This window comes from Blastococcus sp. SYSU DS0552, from assembly GCF_054050815.1.
In genome coordinates this window covers 20528-33869 of record NZ_JBJHAB010000025.1, presented here as the reverse complement: position 1 = coordinate 33869, position 13342 = coordinate 20528, and the positions used below count along the sequence as shown (strand labels likewise).

At 73.5% G+C, this 13342-nt stretch carries 12 protein-coding genes and 1 tRNA gene; 3 read left to right on the top strand and 10 right to left on the bottom strand.

What is annotated here, in order from left to right:
• Nucleotides 1-113: 113 nt before the first annotated feature.
• From ACI8AG_RS18905 to ACI8AG_RS18880, 6 genes are all read right to left on the bottom strand, one after another.
• Nucleotides 114-1424, bottom strand: a complete 1311-nt coding sequence (locus ACI8AG_RS18905; protein WP_456598239.1) for a methyl-accepting chemotaxis protein — start codon at nucleotides 1422-1424, stop codon at nucleotides 114-116.
• Nucleotides 1425-1543: 119 nt separating this feature from the next.
• Nucleotides 1544-2179: a trimeric intracellular cation channel family protein gene (locus tag ACI8AG_RS18900; RefSeq protein WP_456598238.1), complete on the bottom strand. Its 636-nt coding sequence runs from the start codon at nucleotides 2177-2179 to the stop codon at nucleotides 1544-1546.
• 86 nt (nucleotides 2180-2265) lie between these two features.
• Nucleotides 2266-2886: a TetR/AcrR family transcriptional regulator gene (locus tag ACI8AG_RS18895; RefSeq protein WP_456598237.1), complete on the bottom strand. Its 621-nt coding sequence runs from the start codon at nucleotides 2884-2886 to the stop codon at nucleotides 2266-2268.
• Nucleotides 2887-2980: 94 nt separating this feature from the next.
• Entirely contained in the window at nucleotides 2981-5131 is a 2151-nt protein-coding gene (locus ACI8AG_RS18890) for a 3-hydroxyacyl-CoA dehydrogenase NAD-binding domain-containing protein (protein WP_456598236.1), read from the bottom strand.
• 13 nt (nucleotides 5132-5144) lie between these two features.
• Nucleotides 5145-6359, bottom strand: a complete 1215-nt coding sequence (locus ACI8AG_RS18885; RefSeq protein ID WP_456598235.1) for an acetyl-CoA C-acetyltransferase — start codon at nucleotides 6357-6359, stop codon at nucleotides 5145-5147.
• A 53-nt stretch (nucleotides 6360-6412) separates the two neighbouring features.
• Nucleotides 6413-7555 (bottom strand): acyl-CoA dehydrogenase family protein, encoded by a 1143-nt coding sequence (locus tag ACI8AG_RS18880; protein WP_456598234.1) that lies wholly within the window; start codon nucleotides 7553-7555, stop codon nucleotides 6413-6415.
• Between the two features lie 128 nt (nucleotides 7556-7683).
• Here ACI8AG_RS18880 and ACI8AG_RS18875 point away from each other — a divergent pair, with 128 nt between their 5' ends.
• Together ACI8AG_RS18875 and ACI8AG_RS18870 are read left to right on the top strand one after the other, a co-directional pair.
• Complete coding sequence (locus tag ACI8AG_RS18875; RefSeq protein WP_456598233.1) at nucleotides 7684-9474, top strand: AMP-dependent synthetase/ligase; 1791 nt, start codon at nucleotides 7684-7686, stop codon at nucleotides 9472-9474.
• A gap of 176 nt (nucleotides 9475-9650) precedes the next feature.
• Nucleotides 9651-9893 carry a hypothetical protein gene (locus ACI8AG_RS18870; protein WP_456587534.1) on the top strand — a complete coding sequence of 81 codons (243 nt, stop codon included), beginning with the start codon at nucleotides 9651-9653 and terminating at the stop codon, nucleotides 9891-9893.
• Nucleotides 9894-9948: 55 nt separating this feature from the next.
• On the opposite strand, the gene ACI8AG_RS18865 is transcribed toward ACI8AG_RS18870, so the two are convergent.
• The 4 genes from ACI8AG_RS18865 to ACI8AG_RS18850 all read right to left on the bottom strand — a co-directional run bounded on the left by ACI8AG_RS18865 (nucleotide 9949) and on the right by ACI8AG_RS18850 (nucleotide 13043).
• Nucleotides 9949-10245 carry a ubiquitin-like small modifier protein 1 gene (locus tag ACI8AG_RS18865; protein ID WP_456598232.1) on the bottom strand — a complete coding sequence of 99 codons (297 nt, stop codon included), beginning with the start codon at nucleotides 10243-10245 and terminating at the stop codon, nucleotides 9949-9951.
• A gap of 11 nt (nucleotides 10246-10256) precedes the next feature.
• Nucleotides 10257-11330, bottom strand: coding sequence for an exo-alpha-sialidase (locus ACI8AG_RS18860; protein ID WP_456598231.1), 1074 nt, complete (start codon nucleotides 11328-11330; stop codon nucleotides 10257-10259).
• A gap of 69 nt (nucleotides 11331-11399) precedes the next feature.
• Complete coding sequence (locus ACI8AG_RS18855; RefSeq protein ID WP_456587531.1) at nucleotides 11400-11801, bottom strand: hypothetical protein; 402 nt, start codon at nucleotides 11799-11801, stop codon at nucleotides 11400-11402.
• A 66-nt stretch (nucleotides 11802-11867) separates the two neighbouring features.
• Nucleotides 11868-13043, bottom strand: a complete 1176-nt coding sequence (locus ACI8AG_RS18850; RefSeq protein ID WP_456598230.1) for a L,D-transpeptidase — start codon at nucleotides 13041-13043, stop codon at nucleotides 11868-11870.
• A 184-nt stretch (nucleotides 13044-13227) separates the two neighbouring features.
• Between ACI8AG_RS18850 and ACI8AG_RS18845 the strand changes: the two genes are divergently transcribed.
• Nucleotides 13228-13300, top strand: a tRNA-Lys gene (locus tag ACI8AG_RS18845).
• Nucleotides 13301-13342 lie beyond the last annotated feature (42 nt).

The following is a 13342-nucleotide window of genomic DNA, read 5'->3' as shown; positions in this document are numbered from 1 at the left end:
GGCGCACCGTCCACGCGAGCGGCGGGCGCACCTGTGGGACCACCGGGTACCCAGGGCGGCGGCTCCGGGGGCCGTCCGAGCAGCGCGGGGGAAGGAGCCACCCGGCCGGGCGGCTACATGCCGCTGACGATGCGCCGCAGGTCGTCGGCCACCCGCGTCGCCTCCCGGGAGGCGCCCGCGATGGCGTCCTGGGCCGTCGACGCGTTCTGCTCCTCGACCGCCGCGGCGATCGTGGTCTGCGCCTCCACGACGCCCCGGATGACCTCCTGGACGTTGCCGAGTGCGGCGCCCGCGGCTTCGACGTCACCGCGAACCGCCTCGACCACGCCCCGGATCCGCTCGGTGGCCCTCGCCGTCTCCGAGGCCAGATCCTTGACCTCCCCGGCGACGACGGCGAACCCCTTGCCCGCCTCCCCGGCGCGGGCCGACTCGATGGTCGCGTTGAGCGCCAGCAGGTTGGTCTGGTCGGCGATGGCCGAGATGCTGCTGGCGATCTGGTCGATCTCGGCCATGGTCGCGGCCAGGCGCGCCACGGTCTCGGCGCTCTCCCGCGACCCGTCGCTGGCCTGGGTGGCCGTGGTGGTGGCGTGGCTGGCCGCCGCCGCGATCTCGGCGATGGCCGAGCGCAGCCCGGTCATGACGTCGGTCGCCGTGCCCACGTTCTCGTCCAGCCGCTGACCCGCCTGCACCAGCTCGGCGAGCTGCTCCTCCAGGCCGCTCGCCCGGAGCTCGCGCTGGGCCAGGGCAGCGGCCGCCTCCTCCGCGGCCCGCGCCCGCTCGGCGGCGAGCTCGGTCTGCGCCTGGGCCTGGGCGACCGCCTGGGCCTCGGCCCGGCGGGTCTCGGCCCGGCGACCGCGCTCGGCCTCCTCGGTGAACTTCCACGTGTAGGCGAGGAAGAACGCCTCGGCCAGCAGGAAGACCGCGTGCAGCAACGCGAACAGGAGCGGGTTCTCCTGCGCCTGCTCGGTCGAGTAGACCGCCTCGGGCGCGACGAGGCTGGTCAGCGCGTGGTGGACCGCGACGAAGACGACGGCCAGCAGGAACGGCGTCCACAGCTGGTAGAGCGCGACCAGCGCCAGCAGGACGTAGAACCAGATGTGCAGGTCGGTGAGGCCGCCGCCGACGTGCACCAGCAGGTCGGCGCCGAACATCAGCCCGACGCTGGCCGCGCCGGCCTGCGCGAGCATGCCGCGCAGCACCAGGGCGGCGGCGAGCATGGTGACGAGCGCGGCCAGCTGCCCCCAGAGCGCCCAGCCGGTCACGTCGCGCACGAGCGCGATGGCCACCAGCGCGGGCGGGTGGAGGGCCAGGACCCAGCAGATGATGCGGTGCCGCCGGAGGAAGCCGGCCTCGTCCAGGCGCGCACCGCGCGGGATGGCTGCCCAGAGCCCGTTGCGGCGCGGGACATCGGTGAGGGTGGTCACGACGCGACTATCGACAGGTGCAGCAAGACTATTGAGCACAATAAGAATGGACCCTGCGGTTATGGCGCCGAGCCGTCTCCACGCCCGGACGCCGGATCGACCGCGCCCGGCGGCGGCGGTCACTCCTCCGCGCTGCCGCGGGTACCCGGGGGGACGGGTGCGTTGACGTCGAAGAGGACACCGACCATGCGGATCGTGAAGCACACCGCGGCGGCGACGATCGAGGCGGCGGCGTTCCGGACGTCGAGCAGCTCGGCGACGACGACCGCGGTGGCGCCGACCAGCGCCGGTACGGCGTAGAGCCCGCTGCTGAGCACCGTCGGCACCTGCCGGACGAGGACGTCGCGAAGCGTGCCGCCCCCCACTCCGGTGAGCACGCCCACGATGACGGCTTGCGCGGGACCGAACCCGAGGTCGACCGCCTTGAGTGCCCCGGTGACGGCGAAGAGGCTCAGCCCGGCAGCGTCCAGGACGTTGATCGTCCCGTTGATCCGATCCAGGTGGGACCAGGAGAAGAAGGCGATCAGTCCGCCCCCGGCCGCCACGGCCAGGTAGCGCCAGTCGAGGAAGGTCGCCGGCGGCAGTGCGTCGAGGAAGACGTCGCGGATGGTGCCGCCACCCAGGGCGGTGATCATGCCGAGGGTCACCACGCCGACGATGTCCAACCGGGTCGCGCGCAGGGCGGTCAGGGCGCCGTTGAGCGCGAAGGCGAACGTGCCGACGAGGTCGAGCACGAGCAGCGCCGTGGTCGCCATGGGATGTCCTGCTCCTCACTGCGGGGCTCACCGACCGGCGTGACCGGGACGGCGGCTCCTGCCCGCCGTCCCGGCACCGTGCCGGATCAGTCTCCCCGGCGGGTGAAGGCCTCGATGATCGACTGCCAGTGCTCGACGTGCGGGCCGGTGCGCGGCGCGTCGGGCTGCAGCGCGTAGGTGAGCGCCTGCCCGCGCATCGAGGTGAGCAGCACCTGGTAGACGGCCTCGGCCTGGGGGTGCCGCGCCACCCGTTCGCCGAACACCTCCATCGTCAGCGATCGCAGCTGCACGCCCAGCCGCCGCTCGTGCGGGAGCAGCGCGGCCCGCAGCTCGGCGTCCGTGCGGGCGGCGCCCCACAGCTCCATCGCGGCGACGAACAGCTCGCCGTGGAACCGCTCCCAGATCAGCTCCACGCCGAGCCGGGCGCGCGCGGTCGGGTCCGCCGGCAGGTCGGCGGCAGCCTGGCGGACGCTGGCGCTGAACTCCTCGTAGAGGTGGTCGACCGCGGCCAGCACGAGGTCGGCCTTGGCCGTGAACTGGTGGGTCAGAGCCCCTCGGGAGACCCCGGCCCGGCGCTGCACCTCCTGGGTGGTGGTCCGGGCGTAGCCGAGCTCGACCAGCGACTCCACGGTGGCCCGCACCAGCGCCGCGCGGGTGCTGGCCCGCCGTTCGGCCTGGGTGCGTCGCACGCTCGGGGCGGCGGTCACCTCGGCATGCTCGCTCCCCCGCGCCACGCGCTGATCCTAGGAAGGACGCCGGGGAACGGGGCGCCGCCCTGCGGCGACGCCCCGCTACCGGTGCTCAGGCCGCGGCGGCGGCCCGCAGGCTGCCCGCCGGGACGGCCCGCTCCAGCAGGATCGCCGGTGGCCGGAACCGCTCGCCGTAGCGGTCGGCCAGCTCGTCGGCCCGGGCCACGAAGCCGGCCACCCCGCCGGCGTACTGGTCGACGTACTGCAGGACGCCGCCGTAGAGCGGCGGGAAGCCGATCCCCATGATCGACCCGATGTTGGCGTCCTCGACGGTGCGCAGCACCTGCTCCTCGAGGCAGCGCGCCGTCTCGACGGCCATGGCGAACAGCAGGCGCTCCTGGGCGTCGCGGAAGGACACCCCGTCGCTCGCCGGGAAGAGCTCGGCCAGCCCGGGCCACACCCGCTTCTCCGGCTGCCAGTCGAAGAACCCGGCGCCCGCGGCCTTGCCCGTGCGGCCGTGCTCGACCATCGTCCGCAGGACGGCCACGCCCGGGTGGTCGTCGGCGGCCCCGGCCTTCGCCGCCTCGTCGCGGATCTTCAGCGGCAGGGTCAGGGTGACCTCGTCGAGCAGGGTGAGCGGCCCGGCGGGGAAGCCGGCCTGCAGGGCGGCGCGCTCGACGCTCATCGGCGCCAGCCCCTCGGCCAGCAGCGCCGCGCCCTCCATGACCAGGGTGCCGAACACCCGGCTGGTGAAGAACCCCCGGCTGTCGGCGACGACGATCGGGGTCTTGCCGATCTGCCGGACGACGTCGTAGGCCCGCGCCAGCGCCTCGTCGGAGGTCCGCTCCCCCACGATCAGCTCGACCAGCGGCATCTTGTCCACCGGCGAGAAGAAGTGCATGCCGACCACGTCGGCCTGCCGCTGCACGCCCTCGGCCAGCCCGGTGATCGGCAGGGTCGAGGTGTTGGAGGCCAGCAGCGCACCCGGCGCGGCGTTCGCCTCCGCCTCGCTCAGCACCCGGTGCTTGAGCGCGGTGTCCTCGAAGACCGCCTCCACGATCACGTCGCAGCCGGCCAGGTCCGCCGCGTCGCCGGTCGGGGTGATCCGGGCGAGGAACGCGTCGGCCTTCGCCTGGCTCATGCGCCCGCGCGACACCTGCTTCCCGACCAGCCCGGCGACGTGCGCCTTCCCCTTCTCGGCGGCCTCCGCGCTGACGTCCTTGAGGACGACGTCGACGCCCACCTTGGCGAACGCGTGCGCGATGCCGGCGCCCATCATCCCGGCGCCCAGGACACCGACCTTCGACGCCGAGAACGTCTGCTCGACCGACGGCCGCGAGCCCCCGCCGTTGATCCGGTTCAGGTCGAACCACAGCGCCTGGATCATGTTGGTCGAGATCTGGCCGACGACCAGGTCGACGAAGTACCGGCCCTCCACGGTGAACGCGGTGTCGACGTCCACCTGCAGGCTCTCCACCGCGGCGGACAGGATCGCGTACGGCGCCGGGTAGGGCGCGCCCTTGAGCTGCTTGGTCAGGTTCGCCGGGAACGCCGGCAGGTTGGCGGCCAGCGACGGCGACGACGGGGTCCCGCCGGGCACCTTGTAGCCCTTGGTGTCCCACGGCTGCGCGGCACCGGGATTCGCCAGCACCCAGGCGCGGGCCTTGGCGAGCAGCTCGTCGCGGTCGGTGGCCGTCTCGTGGACCAGCCCCAGCTCCAGCGCCTTCTGGGGACGGACCTGCTGGCCCTGGAGCAGCAGCTCGAGCAGCGCCGTCGTCAGGCCGAGCAGGCGGACCGAGCGGACGATCCCGCCGCCGCCGGGCAGCAGGCCGAGCGTGACCTCGGGGAAGCCGAGCTTGACCTTCGGGTCGTCGAGGACGACGCGGTGGTGGGTGGCCAGGGCGATCTCCAGCCCGCCACCCAGCGCGGCGCCGTTGATCGCCGACGCGACCGGGATGCCGAGCGTCTCCAGCCGGCGCAGCTGGCCCTTCACCAGCGTCACCTGAGCCAGGACGGCGTCCTTGCTCTCGGGCGTGGCCTGGATCAGGCTGCCCAGGTTGCCGCCGGCGAAGAAGGTCTTCTTCGCGCTGGTCAGGACGACGCCCCGGACCGACTCCTTCTCGCGCTCGAGCCGGTCGATCGTCTCGCCCATCGAGGCCACGTACGCGTCGTTCATGGTGTTCGCCGACGACGAGGGGTCGTCGAGGGTGAGCACGACGACGCCGTCGGCGTCGGACTCCCAGCGGATGGTGCTCTCACTCATCGGGTGTCGCTCCTCAGACTCGCTCGACGACGGTGGCGATGCCCATCCCGCCGCCGACGCACAGGGTGGCCAGGCCGTAGCGCAGGTCGCGCCGCTCGAGCTCGTCGACGAGGGAGCCGAGGATCATCGCCCCGGTGGCGCCCAGCGGGTGCCCCATCGAGATGGCGCCGCCGTTGACGTTGACCTGCTCGTGGGCGAAACCGGTGTCGGCCATGAACCGCAGCACGACGGCGGCGAACGCCTCGTTCATCTCGACCAGATCGATGTCGTCGACGGTGAGACCCGCCTTGGCCAGCGCCTTGTGCGTGGCCGGCGCCGGACCGGTCAGCATGATCACCGGGTCGGCACCGGAGACGGCGGTGCTCACGATGCGGGCACGCGGGGTCAGCCCGTTGCGGCTGCCCGCCTCCTCGGTGCCGACGACGACCAGCGCGGCGCCGTCGACGATGCCGCTGGAGTTGCCGGCGGTGTGCACGTGGTCGATCCGCTCGACCCAGTGGTACTTGTTCAGCGCGACGGCGTCGAAGCCGCCCAGGTCGCCGATGCCGGCGAACGCCGAGGGCAGCGCGGCCAGCGACTCGACGGTGGTGCCGGGTCGCACCAACTCGTCGGCGTCGAGGACGACGGTGCCGTTCTTGTCCGTCACCGGGACGACGGACCGCTCGAAGTAGCCGTTGGACCACGCCTTGGCCGCGCGGGCGTGGGACTCGGCGGCGTAGGCGTCGACGTCCTCCCGGCTCCAGCCGGCGAGGGTCGCGATCAGGTCGGCACCGATGCCCTGCGGCACGAAGCCGGTGCGCGCGGCAGTCTCGGGGTCCATGGGCCAGGCGCCGCCGTCGGAGCCCATGGGCACCCGCGACATCGACTCGACACCGCCGGCTAGCACCAGGTCCTCGAAGCCGGACCGGACCTTCTGCGCGGCCAGGTTGACCGCCTCCAGGCCGCTGGCGCAGAACCGGTTGATCTGGACGCCGGCCACGGTGTCGGGCAGCCCGGCCGTCAGCGCCGCCGTCCGGGCGATCACCGCACCCTGCTCCCCCACCGGGGAGACGACGCCGAGGACGATGTCGTCGACCAGCGCCGGGTCCAGCCCGGGGTTGCGGTCGCGGACCGCGTCGATGAGACCGGTGGTCAGGCTGATCGGCTTGACCGAGTGCAGCCCACCGGTCTTCTTGCCCTTGCCGCGCGGGGTGCGCACGGCGTCGTAGATGAACGCCTCGGTGCTCATGCTCGTGCCTCGGTGGCCATGCGAGTCCTCTCGGGTGCGTACGGGGAACGGGTTCAGACGCCGAGGGAGCGGCCGACGATCTCCTTCATGATCTCGGTCGTCCCGCCGTAGATGGTCTGGATGCGGCTGTCGAGGTAGGCCTTCGCGACCGGGTACTCGAGCATGTAGCCGTAGCCGCCGTGCAGCTGCAGGCACCGGTCGATCACCCGCTTCTGCAGCTCGGTGGTCCACCACTTGGCCATGGCCGCGTCCTCGGCGGTGAACCGGCCGGCGTTGTGCTCGAGGACGGCCTTCTCGAGGTAGGTCTCGGCGACCGAGACCTCGGTGTGCATCTCGGCGAGCTCGAAGCGGGTGTTCTGGAACGCCCCGATCGGTCTGCCGAAGGCGGTGCGGTCCTTGCAGTACTGGACGGTCAGGTCGAGCACGATGCGGGCGGAGGCGACGGCGCCGGCGGCGATCGACAGGCGCTCCTGCGGCAGGTTCGCCATGAGGTGGAAGAAGCCGTGCCCCTCGGTGCCGAGCAGGTTGGCCGCCGGCACCCGCACGTCCTCGAAGAACAGCTCGGCCGTGTCCTGCGCCTTGAGGCCGACCTTGTCCAGGTTCCGCCCGCGCTCGAAGCCCGGCATCCCCCGCTCGACGACCAGCAGCGAGAACCCGCGGGCACCGGCCTCCGGGTCGGTGCGGGCGACCACGATGACGAGGTCGGCGTTGATGCCGTTGGTGATGAACGTCTTGCTCCCGTTGAGCACCCACTCGTCGCCGTCCCGACGGGCCGTGGTCCGCAGGCCCTGCAGGTCCGAGCCCGCGCCCGGCTCGGTCATGGCGATCGCGGTGATGATCTCCCCGCTGACCACGCCGGGCAGCCAGCGCCGCTTCTGCTCCTCGGTGGTGAGCCCGGTCAGGTACGGCGCGACGACGTCGTTCTGCAGCGTGAAGCCCAGGCCGCTGGCCCCCGCCCGACTGATCTCGGCGGAGAGGATGGCGTTGTAGCGGAAGTCCCGGACCCCGCCGCCGCCGTACTCCTCGGGCACGTCCATGCCGAGCAGGCCCTGCTCGCCGGCGCGGAGCCACACCGCGCGGTCGACGACGCCGGCCTTCTCCCACTCGTCGTGGTGGGGGACGACCTCCTTGGCCAGGAAGTCCCGCACCATCGCGCGGAACGACTCGTGCTCGGCCTCGTAGAGAGCGGACTGCACAGCAACCTCCGGGACGTTCGCCGACCACCGGCGATCACCGCGCCGGGAACCCGAACATACAGACCACCCGTTCTGTATCTTCGCGGTCCACGTCACAGCGTCGTGTCGTCGTCCCGAGGAGCCCACCCGTGCAGGAGTACGCCAGCCCCAGCACCTTCGAGATCCCCGCCACCGCCGCGCTGCCCGATGCGGTGGCCACCCACGCGCGCGAGAACCCGGACCGCATCGCGCTGAGCCGCAACGTGGGCGGCAGCTGGGTGCCGGTCACCAGCCGCGAGTTCGCCCAGCAGGTGTCGGCCCTGGCGCGCGGCATGATCGCGGCCGGGGTCGGGCCGGGCGACCGGGTCGGGATCCTGGGCCGGACCAGCTACGAGTGGACCCTGGCCGACTACGCCATCTGGACCGCCGGCGGCGTGGGCGTACCCATCTACGAGACCTCGTCGGCCGAGCAGGCGCAGTGGATCCTGGCGGACTCCGGCGCGGTCGCCGTCGTGGTGGAGACCGCCGCGCACCGGACCCTGGTCGAGTCGGTGCGCAGCGACCTGCACGAGCTCCGCGAGGTCTGGACTGTCGAGACCGGGGACCTGGACGCCGTGGCCGCGCGGGCCGGGGAGGTGCCGGAGGAGGAGCTGGCGGCGCGTCGGGCCGGCCTGACCACCGACTCGCTCGCCACGATCATCTACACCTCGGGGACCACCGGGCGCCCCAAGGGCTGCGAGCTGACGCACGGGAACCTGCTCTACGTCGCCGAGCTCGCACCGGCGGTCATCCCGGCGATGGCGGCCGAGAACGCCAGCTCGTTGCTCTTCCTGCCGCTGGCGCACGTCTTCGCCCGGATCATCGAGGTCGGCTGCATCCAGCACGGCGCCCGGCTGGGCCACACTCCCGACCTCGCCTCGCTGCTGGCCGACCTCGGCACGTTCCAGCCGACGTTCCTCGTCGCGGTGCCCCGAGTGTTCGAGAAGGTCTACAACGGTGCGCGGCAGAAGGCCCACGCCGGCGGCAAGGGCGCGATCTTCGACCGCGCCGAGCGGGTCGCCGTCGCCTGGTCGAAGGGTCAGGACACCGGGGGCCCCGGCCTCGCGGCCCGGCTCCAGCACGCACTGTTCGACCGGCTGGTCTACGGCAAGCTGCGGGCGGCGATGGGCGGCCAGGTGGAGTACGCCCTCTCCGGCGGCGCCCCGCTGGGCGAACGCCTCGGCCACTTCTTCCGGGGCATCGGCGTCACCATCCTCGAGGGCTACGGCCTCACCGAGACCACCGGCCCGGCGACCGTCAGCGGCCCGGACACCCTCAAGGTCGGCACCGTCGGCCGGCCGGCCCCCGGCACGGCGGTGCGCATCGACGACCTCGGCGAGATCCTCGTCCGCGGGCCGCAGGTGTTCCGCGGCTACTGGCACAACCCGGAGGCGACCGCCGAGGCGATGCGCGACGGCTGGTTCCGCACCGGCGACATCGGGGTGCTCGACCCCGAGGGGTACGTGACGATCACCGGACGGATCAAGGAGCTGATCGTGACCTCGGCCGGGAAGAACGTCTCCCCCGCCGTCCTCGAGGACAAGATCCGCGCGCACCCGCTGGTCAGCCAGTGCATCGTCGTCGGCGACAACCGGCCGTTCATCGGCTGCCTGATCACGCTGGACGCCGAGGCGCTGCCCGGGTGGCTGGAGAGCAAGGGCCGCCCCGCCGGCACCCCACTGGCCGAGCTGGTCGACGACCCGGAGGTCCGGGCGGAGCTCCAGGCCGCCGTGGACGCCGCCAACAGGCAGGTGTCGAAGGCCGAGTCGATCCGCTCCTTCGCCGTCCTCCCCGTGGAGTGGACGGTGGAGGGCGGCCAGCTGACCCCCTCGCTGAAGCTCAAGCGCTCGGTGGTCATGCAGGAGAACGCCGGCGAGATCGAGAGGATCTACGCCTCCTGAGCCGGCCGCCCGCGTGCCCCCGGTCGGGCGGTCCGGGGGCACGCGCGGACCTCCGGCGGGCCGGCCGGACCGGCCGCGCCGCTGAATCGGGAACGGATGGGACCGGTGTGACGCGTGCGGCCGACACGTGCCCGGCGGTGGTGGCGGAACGGGCGGCGGGCTCGGACCCTGGGCGCATGACGAGCGTCTACGCGTACGGCACGGCACACGCGGTCGTCATGGTCGGCTCCTTCGGCGCCGAGGGGCTGACCCCGCGGCAGATCGGCCCGGCGCACGCGACCATCGGCCGGGTCAGCGGGCAGAGCCGCAAGGCCCTCTGCGGCGCCTACGTCTCCATCGACGAGCAGCTGCCCTGGCCACCCGAGGGGTACGAGGAGACGCAGCTCTGCCCGAACTGCGCCGCCCTCGCCGCCCTCTGAGGCCCCCTGCAGGGTCCCGCCACGAGCTTGCGAGTGGTGGGGGGCAGGGGGTCCTTCAACAGCCGCCCGCGACCGACGGCAGCACCTGCACGACCGCGCCGTCGCCGACCGCCGTCGCCAGGCCGCCCTGCCAGCGCACGTCCTCGCCGTCGACGTAGACGTTGACGAACCGCCGCAGCGCCCCGGCCTCGTCCCGGATCCGCCGGCCGAGCACCGGGTGACGCGCCGCCAGCGCGTCGAGCACCGCCCGCAGCGTGGTGCCGTCCGCACCGCCACCCGGATCGACCGTCACGTGCCGCGTCCCCCCGGCGAGGTCGGCCAGCGACCCGGGCAGCACCACCTCCACGCGCACGCCGCCTCCCGTCACGGCAGCCGGGCCGCCCGCACGACGAGCACGTCGGGCAGGTGCTCGGCCACCAGGGAGAAGGTGTCCCCCTCGTCGCTGCTGGCGTACACGCAGCCGTCGCGCGTGCCCAGGTAGAGGCCGCCCCGGTCGTCGGTGCAGAAGGCGTCGCGCAGCGCCGCGGTCCAGGCGCCCTCGGGGAGCCCGGCGCCGACCTCGGTCCAGCTCGCGCCGGCGTCCCGGGTGCGGTGCACCCGCAGCCGGCCGTCCGGCGGCACGCGCTGCACGTCGGCCACCAGCGGGACGACCCAGGCGGTGCCGGGCACGGTGGGCGAGGCGGCGATCGGGAAGCCGAAGTCGGCCGGCAGGCCCTCGGCGATGGAGGTCCACGATCCGCCGCCGTCGTCGGTGCGGAAGACCCCGAAGTGGTTCTGCGCGTACATCCGCGCCGGGCTCCCGGCGTCGAGCGCCACCTTGTGCACGCACTGGCCGTACTCGGGTGGCTCGGGCAGGAAGACCGCGCTGATCCCCCGGTTGCGCGGCGTCCACCCGGTCGCGCCGTCGTCGCTGACGTACACCCCGCCGGTGCTCATGGCGACGGTCACCCGGTCGGTTCCCGGGTCCGGCAGGACCGTGTGCACCGCGCCGCCGCCCGCCCCGGGTTCCCAGGTGGGCCGGTGCGGGTGGTCCCACAGCCCGCGCACCAGCGAGAAGCTGCAGCCGCCGTCGTCGCTGCGCCACAACGAATGCGGCTCGCAGCCGGCCCAGACGACGTCGGGGCGGGCGGCGGAGTCGGGCCGCAGCTGCCACACCCGGCCGAGCGCGGCGCCGGCGTCGCCCGGGAACCGGATGGCCCCGTGCTCGGTCTCCTGCCAGCTGCCCCCCAGGTCGTCCGACCAGGTGACGGTGGGGCCCCAGTGGCCGTACTGGACCCCCGCCAGCAGCCGCGGCGCCGGGCGGCGGACGTCCACGGACACCGCCGCCACCTCCTGGGCCAGCAGGTGTGGCCCGTCCAGGGTCCACGTCCGCCGGTCGTCGTCACTGCGGGCCAGCCACAGCCCCTTGCGCGTTCCGATGGCCAGCAGGTCGGTCATGGCGCCCCTCCGGTTCGACGGTCCTCGGAGGGAGGACCGCCGACGGGGCGGGAACTGAGCGGTCGGCGCTCAGCGGCGCGTGGCGCCGCCCTCGGGGTGTCGCTGCTGCCCGTCGGAGACGACGTCGGGCGAGAGGCGCTGCGCCTGCGCGCGCAGCTGCTCGGCGGCGGCCCGGTCCTCGTCGGCGCGGGCCGCCCGCTGCCGGGCCTCCTGCTCGGCGAGCGCGGCCCGCTCCTGCACCTCGGCGAGCTCCCGGCGGGCGCGGGCCGCCTGCTCCTCGGCCAGCGCCTGCTCCTTCTCGGCGCGGGCGCCGCGGATCTCGGCCTCCCGCAGGTGGTCGCGGGCCTCCTCGCGCTGCTCCGCCCGCTTGCGCGCCCCGGTGGTCCGCGACCGCCGGGTGAACGCGAACGCCACCAGCGCCAGCACCAGCAGCACGACGACGACCAGCACCACGATCTGCCACGGCTCCACGACGATCCCCTCCTCGGACGCGCCGTCCTCGTGCCCCCGGCGGGTGTGGGGGAAACGCGGTGGCCGCTACTTCAGCGCGCTACCGGCCCGCCACTCCTCCCAGGGGATGGCCCAGTCGTAGATGGCGCCGTCGGCGGCCGAGAGCGTGGGGCCGATCGAGTTCCTGATCTCCACGACGTCGCCGGGCTGGGAGAAGTGGAAGAACCACGCGGCGCGCTCGGTGGAGAGGTTGATGCACCCGTGCGAGACGTTCTCCCGCCCCTGCTGGGCCACCGACCAGGGCGCCGCGTGCACGAACTCCCCGTTGTCCGAGAGCCGGACCGCGTACTCCACGGGCGTCCGGTAGCCGTCCGGGCTGTCGACCGGCGTGCCGTACGTGCTGGAGTCCATGACCCGGTTCCGGTTGAGCTCGGTGACCACGTGCGGCCCGTTGCGGCTCGGGAAGTCCGGGCCCCCGGCGCTCATCGGGAAGGTCTGCACCAGCTGGTCGCCGTCGTAGACCTCCATCGTGTGCGTCGCGGCGTCGGCGACCGAGACGTGCCGCTCGCCGATGGAGAAGCTGATGCTGCGGTCCTTCTCCCCCCAGACGCCGTCGCCGAAGTCGACGCCGTACAGGTTCGCGTCGAGGGTGACCTCGATGTTCTCGGGCCAGTAGGTGGACGGGCGGAAGTGCACCTCGCTGTCACCGAACCAGCTCCACACGCCGTCGGTGGGCGTCGTGCTCGTGACCACCAGGTTGCGCTCGACGGCGGCCTTGTCGGTCACCGGCTCGGAGAAGTACACGCGGATCGGCATGCCGACGCCGACGGTCTGGCCGTCCAGCGGGCCGATCCCCGGCGTCACGACCGCCTGCGGGTCCACGGTGGTGAACGTCGACGTCGCCCGCGTCGGTTCCTCGTCGGCGTTGGTGGCCGTCGCGGTCAGCGTGTAGGCGGTGTCGTAGGCCAGCGGCGTCGCCGGCTCCCAGACGGCGGTGCCGTCCTCCTCCTCCTCGGCGACGACGCCCGGCACGGGTGCCCCGGTCGCGTCGGTGACGGCGACCTCGGCGAGCTCGCCACCGCTCACCGAGATCTCGAGCGGGACCACGGGCGAGATGTCCACCGCCCCGTCGGCGACCGCGAGCTCGACCGTCGCCGGCTCGGCCGCGGCGGTCGGCTCACCGGCAGCGCCGGCGTCCGACCCGCTGCACCCGGCCAGGGCGACCAGCGCCCCAGCGGCGATCATCGTGGCTGTCCGTCGCACCCGTCCCGGCTCCTCTCGCCCTCCCACCCGGTCCGGACGGGAGCAATCCCCTCCAGTGTCCACGGCGGGACGACAGCGGAGCGTGGTATCGGACACGGGCGTGGCGAAGAGCACCTGCCCCCACCACCGGGCGACCGCCCGGCGCTGGTATCGTTCTCTCTCGTGCCCGCCAGCCGGGCGCACCGCGCCATTAGCTCAATTGGCAGAGCAGCTGACTCTTAATCAGCGGGTTCGGGGTTCGAGTCCCTGATGGCGCACCGCAACCCCCTCCGACCTGTGCCCGTGTCGGAGGGGGTTTC